Annotated in this window: 13 protein-coding genes; 8 read left to right on the forward strand and 5 right to left on the reverse strand. The window is 68.1% G+C overall.

All coding sequences use genetic code 11. From position 1 onward, the window contains the following. Nucleotides 1-11 precede the first annotated feature (11 nt). The gene (locus AC1DW3_RS21695) at nt 12-599 is read right to left on the reverse strand and encodes a hypothetical protein (protein WP_477934755.1); all 588 of its coding nucleotides are present in this window, start codon (nt 597-599) and stop codon (nt 12-14) included. A 132-nt stretch (nt 600-731) separates the two neighbouring features. Here AC1DW3_RS21695 and AC1DW3_RS21700 point away from each other — a divergent pair, with 132 nt between their 5' ends. From AC1DW3_RS21700 to AC1DW3_RS21735, 8 genes are all read left to right on the forward strand, one after another. Further along, nucleotides 732-1,433, forward strand: coding sequence for an ABC transporter ATP-binding protein (locus AC1DW3_RS21700; protein WP_477934757.1), 702 nt, complete (start codon nt 732-734; stop codon nt 1,431-1,433). Between the two features lie 97 nt (nt 1,434-1,530). After that, nucleotides 1,531-3,936 (forward strand): ABC transporter permease, encoded by a 2,406-nt coding sequence (locus AC1DW3_RS21705; protein WP_477934759.1) that lies wholly within the window; start codon nt 1,531-1,533, stop codon nt 3,934-3,936. Nucleotides 3,937-4,127: 191 nt separating this feature from the next. Beyond that, a complete protein-coding gene (locus AC1DW3_RS21710) occupies nt 4,128-5,393 on the forward strand; it encodes an ABC transporter substrate-binding protein (RefSeq protein WP_477934761.1) in 1,266 nt (421 codons plus the stop codon). After that, complete coding sequence (locus tag AC1DW3_RS21715) at nt 5,390-6,109, forward strand: response regulator (protein ID WP_477934763.1); 720 nt, start codon at nt 5,390-5,392, stop codon at nt 6,107-6,109. Before AC1DW3_RS21710 ends, AC1DW3_RS21715 begins: the two co-directional genes overlap by 4 nt. Beyond that, the gene (locus AC1DW3_RS21720) at nt 6,099-7,610 is read left to right on the forward strand and encodes an ATP-binding protein (RefSeq protein ID WP_477934765.1); all 1,512 of its coding nucleotides are present in this window, start codon (nt 6,099-6,101) and stop codon (nt 7,608-7,610) included. The genes AC1DW3_RS21715 and AC1DW3_RS21720 overlap by 11 nt, the downstream gene beginning before the upstream one ends. Then, a complete protein-coding gene (locus AC1DW3_RS21725) occupies nt 7,607-9,082 on the forward strand; it encodes a tryptophan halogenase family protein (RefSeq protein ID WP_477934767.1) in 1,476 nt (491 codons plus the stop codon). Before AC1DW3_RS21720 ends, AC1DW3_RS21725 begins: the two co-directional genes overlap by 4 nt. 59 nt (nt 9,083-9,141) lie before the next feature. After that, the gene (locus AC1DW3_RS21730) at nt 9,142-9,897 is read left to right on the forward strand and encodes a hypothetical protein (RefSeq protein WP_477934769.1); all 756 of its coding nucleotides are present in this window, start codon (nt 9,142-9,144) and stop codon (nt 9,895-9,897) included. Continuing rightward, on the forward strand, nt 9,851-11,323 hold the full coding sequence (locus tag AC1DW3_RS21735) for a carboxy terminal-processing peptidase (RefSeq protein WP_477934771.1): 1,473 nt from the start codon (nt 9,851-9,853) through the stop codon (nt 11,321-11,323). The genes AC1DW3_RS21730 and AC1DW3_RS21735 overlap by 47 nt, the downstream gene beginning before the upstream one ends. A gap of 103 nt (nt 11,324-11,426) precedes the next feature. Here the strand turns inward: AC1DW3_RS21735 and AC1DW3_RS21740 are convergent, their stop codons facing one another. From AC1DW3_RS21740 to AC1DW3_RS21755, 4 genes are all read right to left on the reverse strand, one after another. Continuing rightward, complete coding sequence (locus AC1DW3_RS21740; RefSeq protein ID WP_477934773.1) at nt 11,427-11,936, reverse strand: DUF1993 domain-containing protein; 510 nt, start codon at nt 11,934-11,936, stop codon at nt 11,427-11,429. Between the two features lie 143 nt (nt 11,937-12,079). Then, nucleotides 12,080-12,790 carry a rhodanese-like domain-containing protein gene (locus AC1DW3_RS21745; RefSeq protein ID WP_477934775.1) on the reverse strand — a complete coding sequence of 237 codons (711 nt, stop codon included), beginning with the start codon at nt 12,788-12,790 and terminating at the stop codon, nt 12,080-12,082. Nucleotides 12,791-12,801: 11 nt separating this feature from the next. Then, nucleotides 12,802-13,803 carry a hypothetical protein gene (locus AC1DW3_RS21750; protein ID WP_477934777.1) on the reverse strand — a complete coding sequence of 334 codons (1,002 nt, stop codon included), beginning with the start codon at nt 13,801-13,803 and terminating at the stop codon, nt 12,802-12,804. A 255-nt stretch (nt 13,804-14,058) separates the two neighbouring features. After that, nucleotides 14,059-15,378, reverse strand: coding sequence for a sugar MFS transporter (locus AC1DW3_RS21755; RefSeq protein ID WP_477934779.1), 1,320 nt, complete (start codon nt 15,376-15,378; stop codon nt 14,059-14,061). Nucleotides 15,379-15,385: the final 7 nt, after the last annotated feature.

The following is a 15,385-nucleotide window of genomic DNA, read 5'->3' on the forward strand; positions in this document are numbered from 1 at the left end:
CTTTGCTTCGCTTATCGAGTTGCCTTGCGTGAGACTCGCTTGGCTACCACCGTCAGCGTCCCTTCCTCCCAAGTTGCGCCATTGTCATAGGAGCGGTCCTGGCGCATCTTGAAGCGGTCGGCCGTGATCTCGAGGTAGCGCGTGCGTGTCGTCACCGTCTTGCCCTCGGCGTTCTGGCTGCTGCCCTCCAGGCGCATCTCACCGTCCTGCCACTGGCCCGTGCTGCTGCCGAAGCGGGCGCGATAGACATCCAGGCCGTTGACCAGCCAGCGCTTGGTCTTGCTGTCGAAGATGCGCTGGCTGTGGTTCAGCGACACCGGGTTGCCCGAGGCGTCGAGGATGCGCAACTCGTCGTCCAGGCCATAGCCGTCGAAGGCCTTCCAGGCCTTCCAACTGCCCACCAGCTTCGGCGCCCCGTGGATCATCGCGGCCAGGCCGTTGACCTTCGGGCTCACCTCCAGCTCCCACTGGCCGACGAGGAAATCGAACTGCGCGGCCTCGGCCGGCACGGCGGCGGTCACGGCAGGCGCGCCACCGCCATGCTGGGCATGGGCGACGCCGGTCAGGACAAGGGCGAGCGAGAGAACAAGGGCTTTCATGGTGTCTCCAGGTAAGGGATGGCGCCAGCATCGCGACACGCGCGACGCCTGGCGAGGGGCGATTCGCCGAGTGGCAGAACCACGCCGTCGAACGGCGCGCCACCGGCCCCACCGCTTCCTACATTGGCCGCCATGGACACCCCAACCTCACTCATCCGCCTGCGCGGCGTCGGCAAGAGCTACCCCGTCGCGGGCGGTGAATTCCACGCCCTCAGCAGCCTCGACCTCGACATTCAGGGCGGCGAATTCGTCGCCGTCGTCGGCCCCTCGGGCAGCGGCAAGTCGACCCTGCTCAACCTGCTCGCCGGCATCGATCGCGCCGGCAGCGGCGAGCTCAGCGTCGCCGGCCAGGACCTGCGCGCCCTCCCCGAACGGGCCCTGTCACGCTGGCGCGGCAAGGCCGTCGGCGTGGTCTTCCAGTTCTTCCAGCTGCTGCCCACGCTGACGGCGCTGGAGAACGTCATGCTGCCCATGGACTTCTGCGACCAATGGCCCGCCGCCGAGCGGCCCGAGCGGGCGCGGGCCCTGCTCGAGCGCCTGGGCGTCGCCGACCAGGCCGACAAATTCCCGGCGGCCCTGTCGGGTGGCCAGCAGCAGCGCGTGGCCTTGGCGCGGGCGCTGGCCAACGCACCGGCGCTGATCCTGGCCGACGAACCGACCGGCAACCTCGACTCCGTCAACGCCGAGGCGCTGCTGACCTTGCTGGCCGAGCTGGCGCGCGAACAGGGCGTCACCATCGTCATGGTCACGCATGAAGCCGCCGCACTCGGCCAGGTGCAGCGCAGCCTGCGCCTGCGCGACGGCCGCCTCGTCGAGGACCGCCGTCATGACTAGGGAAGCGCTGAACAAGTCCCTCGCGCGCTGCGCATCCCTGCTTTGGGCGATCTGCCGCGTTGCAAATCCTCGCCATAGCCAGAGCTATGACTCCGGTTTGCGCCTTGCAGCTCATCCCGAACCGGGGCGCGCCGCATCGCGGAGACTCATCCAGCGCTCCCCTGCGCTCAAGAGCTGGCGCGACCTCTGGCAGCACCGCGCACGCAGCCTGCTCGTCGTGCTTGCAGTCGCGCTCGGCCTGACCGCTGCCGGCATCATCCTGAACGCCTGGGCGCTGGTTGAGCGTGCCACCGACCAGGGCTATCGCGCCAGCATGCCGGTCTCGGCCACGCTGGTGCTGGATAAAGCCGATGGGCAGGCCCTGGCCCTTGCCAAGGCACTGCCCCAGGTCGCCGCCGCGCGGCTGCGGCGCAGCGTGATGGCGGCCGTGCAGGCCAATGGCCGCTCGCGCAACGCCGTCGTCATCGCCATGGACGACTTCCAGCGCGCCGACATCGGGCGGCTGCAGCTCGACACGCCACCGACCGACGGCGGGCTCTGGATAGAGCGCTCCTCGCTGGACTTCTCGGGTGCCAGTGTCGGCGAGCCGGTGTCGCTGCGCCTGGCCGGCGCCGAGACCGCATCGGTCGACATCAAGGGCCTGGTGCGCGACGTCAGCCAGGCGCCGGGCTGGATGGAGAACCTCGTCTATCTCTATGGCAGCGAGGCCGTGCTAACGCGGCTTGGTGCGCCGGCCGGCTTCAACGAACTGCAGTTCCGCGTGCGCGACGAGCACGCCACGCGCGCAGAGGTGCGTGGCGCCGTCGATGCCTTGAAAGCCGCGCTGACCGCAGGCGGCTACACGGTCAAGAGCATCGACGTGCCAGAGCCCGGCCAGCACATCCACGCCGCGCAGATGGACTCGCTGCTGATGACGCAAGGCGCCTTCGGCCTGCTGGCGCTGCTGGCCTGCGGCTTCCTGGTCGTCAACCTCGTCAGCGCGATGCTGGCCGGGCAGACGCGCGAGATCGGCGTCATGAAGGTGCTGGGCGGCTCGCCCGCGCAGATCGGCACGATGGTGCTGGCGCAGGCCGGGGCGCTGGGTCTGCTGGCGTCGGCCATCGCCCTGCCCACCGCGCTCTGGCTCGGCCGCATCTACGGCGGCCTCAAGGCCGAGCTGCTGAACTTTCCGCTCGACGGCGTCGCGACGCCCGTCTGGGCGGTCGCGCTGCAGTTGGTGGTCGGCGTCGGTTTGCCGCTGGCGGCGGCCGCACTGCCGGTGCGCGCGGCCCTGCGCCGGCCCGTGGGCGAGGCGCTGCGCGACATCGGCATCACCCGCGAAGGCCAGGCCCTGGGTCTGAAGCGCGGCGCCCTCGCGGCCCGGATGGTGCCGCTGCTGGGCGGCTGGGCGCGGCCGCTGCTGTTGTCGATCGGCAATGCCTTCCGCCGCCGCCAGCGCATGCTGCTGACCATGCTGGCCCTGGCCAGCGGCGGCGCGGTGTACCTGGGTGCGGCCAATCTGCGCAGCGCCGTGCGCGGCTCGGTGGACGATCTCTTCGATGCGCAGCGCTATCAGCTGCAGGTGCGCGTCGGCGTGCCGACGCCGGCGGCCCGGCTGGAGGCCTTGGCTGCCGACGTGCCCGGCATTGCAGGCGCCGAAGCCTGGCGCGGTCTGCGTACCAGCCTGGGGGCCGAACCCCTGACGCTGCTCGGCGTGCCGTCCGCCGGCCGGCTGCTAGCACCGCACCTGGTCGAAGGCCGCTGGCTGGGCGACGGGGCCGCCCAGGAACTCGTCGTCAGCCGCCTGCTGCTCAGGCAGCAGCCCGCATTGAGCGTCGGCAGTCATCACCGCATCGCCGAGCGCGACTGGACCGTCGTCGGTATTGTCGAAGCCGGCCCGCAGGCCTTGGCCTATGCATCGCGTGCCGCGCTGGATGCGCTGGCCGGCAATGAGCTCGCCACCAGCCTTGTGCTGCGCCTGGACCGCCCCGAATCATCCGTCGCCCTGCTCGACGCCGCGCGCCAGCTGCGCGAGGCCTTCACCGAAGCCGGCATCAGCGTCGCCGCCACACAGTCCCAGGCCGAGAGCCGCCGCGTCGTCGAGGACCACCTGCTGATGGTCGTCGACTTCCTCGGCGCCATGGGCCTGGTGATGATCGCCGTCGGCGCCATGGGCCTGGCCTCGACCATGGGCCTGGCCGTGCTGGAGCGCCGCCGCGAGATCGGCGTGCTGCGTGCCATCGGCGCGCGCGATGGCGCCATCCTCGCCATGGTGCAGGTCGAAGGCCTCACGCTGGTCGCCCTCGCCTGGCTGACATCGCTGCCCCTGGCCCTGCCCATCAGCGCCCTGCTCGAGGTGGCCTTCGGCCGCATCATGTTCAGCGTGCCGTGGCGGCTGGTGCCGAGCGCTGGCGTGGCCTTCGGATGGCTGGGCTTGATGGCGCTGATTTCGCTCATCGCCTGCGCCCTGCCTGCGCGTCGCGCGCTGCGGATTCCGGCTGCGCAAGCCCTCGCTTACAACTGAGAGTCACGGTAAGCCCCAATCGCCTTTTGCGACGCTGAACAAGACAATCTCCGCCTCCCGGCAGGTGGCGGTTGTCCTTGAGTCACACAACATTACAGAAGTCGTACACAACGCAAGGTTGGCGCTGCCGGGCGGCCCGCAAGATGCGTCGCATGTTGGCGTTGGCGGTCTTGCCCTGGAGTTGTGCGGCCATGGCGGCCGGCCCAGCGGCGGCCACGCCCGCGGTCGAGGGCGCCGGTGAGTTGAATGTGCTGCATTGGTGGACGTCGGCGAGCGAACGCGCCGCGGCCAACCATGTGGCCGCACGCATGGCCGAGAACGGCCTGAAGTGGGTGGACGGTGCCGTGGCCGGCGGCGGCGGCGGCCCGGCCATCAAGGTGCTGAACGAACGCATCCTGCGCCGCATGGCGCCCAAGGTGGCCCAGCTCAATGGCGCGTCCATGAACGAGTGGGCCGACATGGGCCTGCTGCTCGAACTCGACGGCGTCGCAGCCAGGCGCAACTGGTCCAAGGTCATGTTCCCGCAGGTCATGGCCCAGGTCACCGTGCACGGCCACATCGTCGCCGCGCCGCTGGGCATCCAGCGCATCAACAACCTCTACCTGAACAAGGCGCTGTTCAAGCGCCTCGGCATCGAGCCGCCGAACGACTGGGACGGCCTGGAGCGCGCCGCCGTCAAGCTGCGCGCGGCCGGCATCACGCCGGTGGCCTTCAGCGACGAGCCCTGGCAGGTGGCCACCATCTTCGAGGCCATGCTGCTCAGCGAGGCCGGCCCGGCCTTGTATCGCCGCATGCTTGAGCAGCGCGACCTCAGCGCCTTCGACGACCCGGCGCTCGAGCGCGCACTCAAGCGCCTGCGCAACTGGCGCAATCTCGCCTTGCCCGCGAACTCGGCAGGGGGCGCCGCACCGGGCGAGCGCCCCTGGACCGACGTCGTCGCCGACTTTGCCAACGAGCGCGCCGCCATGATGATCATGGGCGACTGGGCCCGCGGCGAGCTCGGTGCCATGGGGCTGGAGGGCGAACGCGACTTCAGCTGCAAGGCCGTGCCCGGCACCGCCCAGGCCCATCTCTACAGCATCGACACCCTGGCCATGCTGGCCGGCAACGGCGGCAGCCAGGCCGACCAGGAGAAGATGGCCGAGCTGCTCGGCAGCGCCACGCTGCAGCTGGGCTACAACCGCATCAAGGGCTCCATCCCCGTGCGCCGCGACGTGCCGGTGGACGAGCTGGACCCCTGCGCGCAGGCCTCCTTCCATCTCTTCGCCAACCCCAACACGCCGCGCGTGCCCAGCCTCGTGCACCGCATGGCCTTTGGCGAGATCGGCAAGAACGCCATCATCGAAACCGTCCACCGCTTTGCGCTGGACCCGAGCCAGACGCCCGCCGCCGCCCAGCGCAAATTGCAGGGCCTGTTGCGCGCCCTCGCCCCCAAGAACTCCAAGGCCACACCATGACCCCGCGCAAGATCCTGATCGTCGACGACGACCAGAAAATCCGCAGCCTGCTCAAGACCTACCTCGAGAAGAACCAGTACGAGGTGCTGCTGGCCCACGACGGCGCAAGCTTCATGGCCGAGTTCGAGCGCCACCGCGACGAGATCAGCCTGTGCATCCTCGACGTGATGCTGCCCGACACCGAGGGCTTCACGCTGTGCCAGTCGGTGCGCCGCCGCTCCGAGGTGCCGGTCATCATGCTGACGGCGAGCGCCGATGAAACCGACCGCATCGTCGGCCTGGAGCTGGGCGCCGACGACTACCTCGGCAAACCCTTCAACCCGCGCGAGCTGCTGGCGCGCATCAAGGCCATCACGCGCCGCACCGGCCAGGAGAAGACCAAGGAGCCGCGCTACTACGCCTTCAACGGCTTCACGCTGGACCTGCTGGAGCGCAGCCTCATCGACCCCGACGGCACGGCGACGGCGCTCTCGGGCATGGACTTCCAGCTGCTGAAGCTGTTGGTGGAGCACCCCGGCGAGGTGCTGGACCGCAGCCGCCTCGCCGAGGTCACGCGCGGCCGCGACCTCGGCCCGCTGGACCGGTCGCTGGACGTGCAGGTCAGCCGCCTGCGCCAGCGCCTGCAGGACGACGGCAAACAGCCGGCGCTGATCAAGACCGTGCGCGGCTCCGGCTATGTTTTTTCCACGACCGTGACGCCGCGGCATGCTCTCTGAGGTGGCCGAGGACGTGGGGCCGCCTGCGCGAATGCGCAGCTGGCCGCAGCGTTTTGGCAGCTTCCTGTTCGACAGCCTGCAAGGCCGCTTCGTGCTGGCCATGCTGGGCGGCCTGGCGCTCGTCCAACTCGCCGTCAACCTGGTCTGGTACAGCCAGATAGAGCAGCGCGTGCGGCGCCAGACCGAGCTGGCGGCCCACCACGTCGCCAGCGGCGCCATCGGCGCGGTGCGCGCGCTGCGCGAGCTGCCGGCGGCCTACCGACCGCTGCTCATCGAGCAACTTCGCACCATGGGAGGCACGCGCTTCCTCGTCTTCTTCAACGGCGCCGCCGTGACCGTGGCGCCGCTGCCCGACCAGCCGATGGCCCGCATGCTGGAGCAGCAGGTCACCCAGGAGCTGACGGCCCAGTTGCCCAAGGGAACGACGGTGCGCGTCGTGCTTGCCTCGCCGATCGGCCTGGCCGTGTCACCCGGCGGCGCGCTGTTGAGCGATCTGCCCGAGAGCTGGGTCGAGCCGTCCCTGATCGCCGCCGAGCGGCCTGCACCCTTCCTCGTCATCCAGGCCGAGACCGAACCGGGCCAATGGCTCTACCTCAGCAGCACCCTGCCCGACCCCTATTTCCTGGAGCAGCTGGAGTTCTTCACCTGGCAGCGCCTGACGCCGCAACTGCTGGCCCTGGGCCTGGCCGTGCTGCTGACGCTGATCGCCGTGCGCGCCATCACGCGGCCGCTGGCCGGCCTGAGCCAGGCGGCGGCGCGCGTGGGTAGGCGCGTGGCGCCCAAGCCGCTGCGCGTCAGCGGCACGCAGGAGGTCAGGCAGGCCATCGAGGCCTTCAACGACATGCAGGAGCGCATCCGCCGCTACATAGGGGACCGCGAGCGGCTGTTCGCGTCCATTTCTCATGATTTGAGAACGCCGATCACGCGGCTGCGGCTGCGCAGCGAACTGCTGGACGACACCGCCGTGCAGGACGAGTTCCACGAGGACCTGGACGAGTTGGACATGATGGTGAAGACGGCGCTGCAGATCGTCAAGGACACCGATATCCACGAGAACCGCGCGCCGCTGCGCATCGATCTCGTGCTGCAGAAGATGGTGCGGGACGCGCGCATGGGCGGGCACAAGATCGAACTGCAGAACGAGCCGCTGACCGTGTTCGGCAAGCCGCTGGCGCTCAAGCGTGCCATCGGCAATCTGCTCGACAACGCGATGTTTTACGGCGACGCCGAGCGGCCGGTCGAAGTGAGCGTGGGCAGTGACGAGGACGGCCTGGTGCTGGTGACCGTGCGCGACCATGGACCCGGCGTGCCTGAGGGTGCGCTCGCCAAGCTCGGTCAGCCCTACACACGCCTGGACCACGGTGCCGCGCTGCGCAAGGAAGGCCTCGGCCTGGGCCTTTCCATCGTGCGCGAGATCGTCGCCGACCATGGCGGCAGCGTGCGCTTCCGGAATCACCCCAACGGCGGCTTTGAAGTCCGCCTCGCTTTGCCCGCTGCATGACCACACCGAAGCACATCGCCATCGTCGGCGGCGGCACGGCCGGCTGGATGACGGCCAATCTGCTTCGCCACCGCTGGGCCAAGCTCGGCGTCGAGGTCACGTTGATCGAGTCGGCCGATATCGGGACCATCGGTGTCGGCGAGGGCTCGACGCCCTTCCTGCGCCACTTCTTCCGCACGCTAGGCATTGAAGAGCGCGACTGGATGCCGGCCTGCGACGCGACCTACAAGAGCAGCATCCGCTTCCCCGGCTGGAGCAGCGTGGCCGGCTACGAGAGCTATGTCCACCCCTTCTTCAGCGAAGCGGACCGTGAGCTGGGCAACCTCTTCTTCACCAATGCCTGCCTGCGCCGACGTGGCCAGGCCGCGGACGCCAACCCGCAGGACTTCTTCCTCGCGGCCGAGCTGGCCCGCCAGCGCCGTGCGCCGCTGGGCACGGACTACGCCTATCACTTCGACGCCGGCAAGCTGGGCAGCTTCCTGCGAGCGCACGCCGTCGGCTTGGGTGTGCGCCACGTCGTCGACACGGTGGCGCGTGTGGAACAGCGCGAGAACGGCGATATCGCGGCCGTACACCTGAAGAGCGGCGCCCGCATCGATGCCGATCTCTTTGTGGACTGCAGTGGTTTCAAGGGCCTGCTGATCACCGAGACGCTCGGCGAGCCTTTCCACGCCTATCGCGACAACCTTTTCAACGACCGCGCCATCGCCATCCCGACGCCGCTGGTCGACGGTGATGACATCCCTTGCGAGACCGTGTCGACGGCGCTGCGCCACGGCTGGGCCTGGCAGATCCCGCTGACGACGCGCTATGGCAATGGCTATGTCTACAGCTCGGACTTCGTCAGCGACGACGAGGCCGAGCGCGAACTGCGCGAGCAGCTGGGCCCCGCAGCTGAAGGCGCAACCGCGCGCCGGCTGCGTATGCGCGTCGGCCGTGTGAAGCAGCACTGGCGCCAGAACTGCGTCGCCATCGGCCTGGCCCAGGGCTTCATCGAGCCGTTGGAGGCGACGGCGCTGATGTTGATCCAGCTCAGCGTCGAGCAGTTCATCACCGACTGCGAAAGCGACGGCTTCGGCCGCGCACGCCAGGCGGCCTACAACGAGCGCGTCAACGCGATGTTCGAAGGCGTGCGCGACTATGTCGTCGCCCACTACCAGCTCAACACGCGGCGCGACACCGACTATTGGCGGGCCAACCGCGCCAACCGCAACATCTCCGACCGTCTAGCCAGCCTGCTGGATGTCTGGGACCGTGGCGGCGATTTCGAAGCCGAGCTGGAACGCCATGGCGCCGGGCTGATGTATCTGCGCCCGTCCTGGTATTGCCTGTTTGCCGGCATGGGCCGCTTCCCGGCGGAGCTGCGCGCGGCGCCTCAGGCCGTCACGGCCGCCCAGGCCAAGGAGCGCCTGAACCAGATGGCGCGGGCATTCGGCTCCCACCGCAGTCATCTGACGGGCTTTGGCCCGTGACGTGGCACCATCCACGCCTGCCCAGCATTCATGGGCCGTTCAACCGTGGTGGAGTGAGATTGAGACAGAAGCTGATCGGGTTCGTGTGGGTCCTGGCGGCCGCACTGCAGGTTGCCAAGGCGGACACGGAGCTTGCATATCCGCCGCTGTTGCAGCCGACGGCGCAGGAGGCCAAGGCGGCTCGCCTGGCTGCAGAACTGCTTTCGCGCTACCACTACAAGGCCGTCCCCCTCGACGATGCCTTGTCGGGCAAGGTGTTCAACCAGTACCTGAAGTCGCTCGACCCCGAGAAGCTGTACTTCCTGCAGTCCGACATCGACCGCCTGGCGGTGGACCGCAGCCGGCTTGACGATGCAATCCTGACCGAGGACCTGCGCGCGCCGTTCGCGATCTTCAACCTGTACGAACGCCGGGCGGTCGAGCGCATGGCTTTTGCCCGCAGCCTGCTGGCCAAGGGGTTCGACTTCGAGCGCGACGAGACGCTGATGATCGACCGCAAGGACCAGCCTTGGCCAGCTACCGAAGCCGAGTCGCTCGACCTCTGGCGCAAGCGCGTCAAGAATGATTGGTTGCGGCTCAAGCTCGCGGGCCAGGACGACGCGGCCATCAGGAAGGTGCTCGACAAGCGCTACGACAGCACCGCCAAGCGCATCGGCAAGATCTCCAGCGCCGACGCCTTCCAGGCATTCATGAACGCCTACACGATGGCGATCGAGCCCCAAAACCAACTACATGGGGCCACGCGCCGCAGAGAACTTCGATATCGCGATGCGGTTGTCGCTGGTGGGTATCGGCGCACTTCTGACCGAGATTGACGGCTACACCACCATTCGGGAGCTGGTGGCGGGCGGGCCCGCGATCGCGTCGGGACAACTGAAGGTGGGCGACCGTATCGTGGGCGTCGGCCAGGGCGCGGCGGGCCCGGTGGACGATGTGGTCGGCTGGCGCCTGGACGACGTGGTGGCATTGATTCGCGGCGCGATGGCTTCGACGGTTCGGCTGGACATCCTGCCGGCCGACAGCGGGCCTGACCCCTCCATCAAGACCGTGACCCTGGTCCGCAACACCATCGCGATCCAGGACAGCGCGGCCAAGGCCAAGGTTTATTCGGTGACGACGGGCGAGGGCAAACGCCTGGTGGGCGTGATTACCTTGCCCTCGTTCTACGAGGATGTCGGCGCGCTGCAGAAGGGCGACAAGGACTACCGCAGCGCGGCGCGCGACGTGGCCAGGCTGCTGCAGGACTTGAAGGCCCAAAAGGTGGAGGGCGTGTTGATGGACCTGCGCAACAACGGCGGGGGCTCGCTGCGCGAAGCAGTGGACCTGACGGGCCTGTTCATCGGCAAGGTGCCGGTGGTTCAGACACGCAATGCCAAAGGCGAGATCAGCGTGGCGACAAACGTCGACACCGGCCTGGCTTGGGACGGACCGTTGGGCGTGCTGATCAACCGGGGGTCGGCTTCAGCGTCGGAAATCTTCGCGGCGGCGGTTCAGGACTATGGGCGCGGCCTGGTCATCGGCGAGCCCAGCTTCGGCAAGGGCACGGTCCAGACCGTCGCCAGCCTCGACAGAATCGCCAAGAACGCCACGCCGGTGTTTGGCGACCTGAAGATGACCATCGCGCAGTTTTTCCGGGTGAACGGCGGGACGACGCAACTGCGTGGCGTGACGCCGGACATCCGCTACCCGACCACCGGCGACGACAACCAGTTCGGCGAGGCGAGCTACGGCAACGCCTTGCCGTGGACCCGCGTCAAGGCGGCCGACTACACGCCCGTGGGCGACATGACCCCACAGCTGCCACGCCTGCTGGCATGGCACGAGAGCCGCGTCCGGGGCGACCGTGACTACCAGGGCCTGCTGGAGGACGTTGCAAAGGCACGGGACCTGCGCAAGAACAATGTCATTTCACTCAACGAAGGGGTTCGTCGCAAGGAACGCGCCGCTTTGGAGAAGCGCTTGGCCGCGATGGCGGGCGGCGCCGGAACCGGCGCTGCGTCGGGCGCGGGCAGTGCATTGGCAGACGATGGCCTGCAGTTCAATGAACGCAAGCTCGGCAAGGATCTCGCCGCAGAAAAGGCCAGGGACGCCGTCAACGACGTCCTCCTGAACGAGGCCGTCAACATCATGTCCGACAGCGCGGCCTTGAGAGCGGGCAAATCTCAAATGACGGCGAGCGCCTCGTCGACCCGCCCCGTGGTCATCAAGGCCTTGCTGGCCAAGGGATCATCGGAACAATAGGCTCGCTGCTGCAGGGCCTCACCAATTCCTGAGCCGGCTGCCGATCAGCGCATAGCCCAGGATCAGTGCATACCAAGGGAGCATGACCCAGTAGCAGCTCCGGTCAATACACGCCCATGTAGTCACGCTTGCCGATGGCGATCCCGTTGTGGCGCAGGATGGCATAGGCAGTGGTGACATGAAAGAAGAACTGCGGCAGGCCGTAGTTGGCCAGATAGCTTTGACCGATCAGCCGCTTCTCCTTGGGTGTACCGGGACGCAGAATGATCTCTCTGCTTTCGCTGCCTTCGAACTGCGATGCGCTCAGGCCATCCAGAAAGCTCACTGTCTGGGCCAACAGCACGTCAAGATCAGCGAAGCTCTTCTCTTGTCCCTCCTGGGTGGGGACCTCGATACCCGCCAGGCGTGCCGATACGCCGCGCGCAAAGTCGGCTGCGATCTGCACCTGCTTGGCCAACGCAAACATGTCCGGATACAGGCGAGCCTGCAACAAGGCGTCGGGCTCAATCGAATGGGCCGAGGCGTGCGTACTGGCCTGCGCCAGTTCGGCTTTGAGCGCCAGCAGCATTTGCTTGAAGACGGGAACGGCGAAGGTATACATCGGACTGGTCATGGTCGTTCCTTGGTAGTAGTGAAGCTGGACGGCGACAGCATTGGAGGGGCGCGCCCAACGGGTCGGAAGCCCGTTGCTGCACCAACGGAAATGGGCGGACGACGCAGTTCAGTGTAAGGACGCGACACCGGTCGCGGCCCCGCTCAGTTGCCGGGCCGCTGGCCCGGCGCGCCGGCGCGCTCGATCGGCAGTCCGGCCTCCTTCCAGGCCTCGACGCCGCCACGGTACCAGCCGACCTTCTGGTAGCCCATGCGGATCGCGCGCAGCGCCGCGTTGTACGACATCCAGCACATCGTGCTCGCGCAATAGAACACCAGCGGCAGGTCCTGACGTCCCTGCGTCACTTGCTTGAGATAGGCGCCGAACTCACGCTGCACATGGTCGTCGAAGCTGCCGGCCTGGTGCGCAGGCACGGCATTGAGCGCGCCGGGCAGGCGTTCGACGCCGCCCAGCACGTCGAACAACAGCAGCGGCGGCAGGGCATTCGCACCGCCCTCGCGCCGAGCGTCGAGAGTGGCGACGAGCTGGCGCGTGGTCACAACCTGACCGCCCGGGATCGAAGCTGGTGTCGCGCCGTGCATCGCGCCGCTGTGCAACGCAGTGCTGGCCGGCACGCCGTGATCTGCGCGCTCCTTGCCTTCGAGCTGGGCCAGGCGTTGCGGGTCGGTGCGCGGCAGGCCCGCCTGGCCTTCGGCGGCCGGGGCGGCGCGCCGAGGATCGACCCTGTTCGGCGAAGGCTGAGGTGGCGGCGGCGTGGCGCTGCCGAAGCTGTTCTGCGCCGACGCGGCCGTGCCGGCGAGCGACGCCAGCGCAAACAGCACGCAGTGGCAAAGCGCTTGCAGAGGAAATCTCATCGTGGCCTGCCTCATCGGGTGCGCTGCAATTGCTCGCCGGGCACGCCGAGCTCACGATTGGGGTCGAAGTTCGGGCTGTCGGTCATGACGTAGGTGCCGTCGCGCAACCGCCAGGCATGCTGGTAGTGGTTCGGCAGCTCGACCGTGCCGTTGCCGCCGACGCTGCTTCCGCGGTACAGCTCGACCTCGCGCACGCTGCGCACGTTGGCGATGTGGGTGCGGTCGATGCTGGCGGCACGGTCGCGCACCACGCCGTTGTTGATGGCGGCCACCTCCTCGCGCGACTGGCGGGCGATCTCGCCGCGCTGCTTGATCGCCGCCAGCGTCTGGCGCGAGGTCTCGGCATTGATCGCCGCGATCTTGCCGGCGGTGATCGCGTTGTCGCGCGCGATGGCCTGGTTGGTGGCTTCCGTTCCCTGGTCGATGCGGGCCTGCCAGCCCGCGTCGCTACGCAGCGTCTGCCACATCGCATCGAACTGGCGGAAATCGAGCTGGCCGTCGGGCGCACGCCAGCTGAGCACGCCGAACGATTCGCCCTGCGACGTCTGTATCGGCGCCATGCCGGGCAGGGCCATCCGCGTGACGCTGAACGAAATCGCGACCGCAAGCGATTCGCGTATCGCCTGGCCGCCCTGCTCATAGCCGATCAGCGCCTGGCCAACTTCGGCCCAGCTGCGCGTGCCGCCGCCGCCCGGGAACGGCATGTCCGTGGGCGGCCGGCCGCGTTCGGGCCGGATGCGGTAGTCGAGCCACTGCGCGCCGGGCCGGTGTCTGCCTACCCAGGCTTTCAGATAGCTTTCGGTATTGGCGAACGACGCACGCAGGCACGGCACTGAGGGATTGGGCCCGCTGCCGATCCAGGCCTCGCCGGGAGTCAATTCGATGGCGCTGCGGCCATCCGGCGCGCGCGCCTGCAACGTGGGTTGGTAGAGACGTCCGCAGGACAGTCCACGCCATTGAATCTCGCCCTGCGCGCGCCAGCCGGCCGGCACCATGATGGTCATGGCGGTCAAGGGCTTCTCGAAGCCCTTGCGATCGATGATCTCGACGACCTGAGCACGCCAGGTGGCGGCACCCGCGGCCTGGGCCAGGCCGGGTCGGGCCGCACCGATGCACAGGACAGCGAGAAGCGCCGAAGCAAGAAGGCGCAGGGTTCGGCAAGTCATGACGGCAACTCCGTGCATTGAGTGCGACTCGCCGATTCTGTCAGCGGCCGACAGAGCCTCGCCGGGGGTATTCCAGCGTCAAGCGAGACGCCCAAACACCGCTCACCAGCGCCTGAGTCGGCTGCCGAACAGCGCGTAGACCAGGATCAGCGCATACCAAGGCAGCATGACCCAGTAGCCGCTCTGCGGCGTCCACACGTCGGCAAAGTGGCCGTACAGCATGGGGATGAGCGCGCCACCGGCGATGCCCATGATGAGCAGGGCCGAGCCCGCCGCCGTGTACTTGCCCAGGCCTTCGAGCGCCAGCGGCCAGATGGACGGCCACACCAGCGCGTTGGACAGGCCCAGCATGGCGAGGAAGAACACCGTGTCGGGCACAGCCGGCACGCCAGCCCAGCCGAGCAGAGCCTGCGAAATGCCCGACTCGGTTGGCGACGACATGGCGACGCCGAGCACGAAGGCGATACCGCTGACCGCCGAGAAGATCAAGGCCGCGCGCTGCGACAACCAGCGCGGGATCAGCGCCACGCCGAGCAGATAGCCCAGCACCATGAAGCCCATGGTGTAGGACGTCAGCACGCCGTAGTGCGCCACGCCGAGCTGGCGGCCGTACAGGCCGATGGTGTCGCCGGCGATGACCTCGACACCGACATAGCCGAACAGCGCGATCGCGCCGAGCACGACCTGCGGGTGCTGGAACACGCCCCAGCGCTTGACCGTGCCTGAAGCTTCGCCCGCCGCCTCCAGCTCCGGCTCGCGCAGCGACGAGAAATGGATCAGCGCCATGAAGATGACCAGGCCCACGGCCATCACCGCGTAGGGGAAGACCAGGCGCTGCGACAGCTCGTTGCGCAGCGCCTCACGGCCGGCGGCATCCAGAGCAGCCAGCGCCGATTCGGAGAAGCGCTCCATGCCCGACAGGATCAGCGCCGAGAACACCAGCGGAACGACGATGCCGGCACCCTTGTTGAACAGGCCCATGATGGAGATGCGCATGGCGGCGCTCTCGCGCGGGCCGATGCAGACGATGTAAGGGTTGATGGCCGTCTGCATCAGCGTCATGCCGCTGGCCAGCGTGAACAGGGCCAGCAGGAATACCGGGTAGAGGCCGGACTTGGCCGCTGGAATGAAGCACAGCGCACCAATGGCCATGAGGCCCAGGCCGGCCGTCATGCCGTTCTTGTAGCCGATGCGCGCGAGGATGGCCGCCGACGGCAGGGCCATCACCGTGTAGGCGATGTAGAAGGCGAAGGCCACCCACAGCGCCTGGAAGTTGTTCAGCTCGCAGACGATCTTCAGGAAGGGGATCAGCGAGCCGTTCAGCCACGTCACGAAGCCGAGGATGAAGAACATCAGCCCGATGAAGAGCATGGGCAGCAGCACGCCCTGGCCTGCCGTGGGTGTGAGGGTTTTGGTTTGCATGGACGAT

It is taken from the genome of Roseateles sp. P2_H4, assembly GCF_056403315.1.

What these genes read in the sequence shown, in the direction of transcription:
- AC1DW3_RS21720 (WP_477934765.1), top strand. Translation starts at nt 6,099, where the DNA reads ATGCTCTCTGAGGTGGCCGAGGACGTGGGGCCGCCTGCGCGAATGCGC.
- AC1DW3_RS21715 (WP_477934763.1), top strand. Translation starts at nt 5,390, where the DNA reads ATGACCCCGCGCAAGATCCTGATCGTCGACGACGACCAGAAAATCCGC.
- AC1DW3_RS21695 (WP_477934755.1), bottom strand. Translation starts at nt 599, where the DNA reads ATGAAAGCCCTTGTTCTCTCGCTCGCCCTTGTCCTGACCGGCGTCGCC.
- AC1DW3_RS21710 (WP_477934761.1), top strand. Translation starts at nt 4,128, where the DNA reads ATGGCGGCCGGCCCAGCGGCGGCCACGCCCGCGGTCGAGGGCGCCGGT.
- AC1DW3_RS21735 (WP_477934771.1), top strand. Translation starts at nt 9,851, where the DNA reads ATGCGGTTGTCGCTGGTGGGTATCGGCGCACTTCTGACCGAGATTGAC.
- AC1DW3_RS21740 (WP_477934773.1), bottom strand. Translation starts at nt 11,936, where the DNA reads ATGACCAGTCCGATGTATACCTTCGCCGTTCCCGTCTTCAAGCAAATG.
- AC1DW3_RS21725 (WP_477934767.1), top strand. Translation starts at nt 7,607, where the DNA reads ATGACCACACCGAAGCACATCGCCATCGTCGGCGGCGGCACGGCCGGC.
- AC1DW3_RS21745 (WP_477934775.1), bottom strand. Translation starts at nt 12,790, where the DNA reads ATGAGATTTCCTCTGCAAGCGCTTTGCCACTGCGTGCTGTTTGCGCTG.
- AC1DW3_RS21755 (WP_477934779.1), bottom strand. Translation starts at nt 15,378, where the DNA reads ATGCAAACCAAAACCCTCACACCCACGGCAGGCCAGGGCGTGCTGCTG.
- AC1DW3_RS21700 (WP_477934757.1), top strand. Translation starts at nt 732, where the DNA reads ATGGACACCCCAACCTCACTCATCCGCCTGCGCGGCGTCGGCAAGAGC.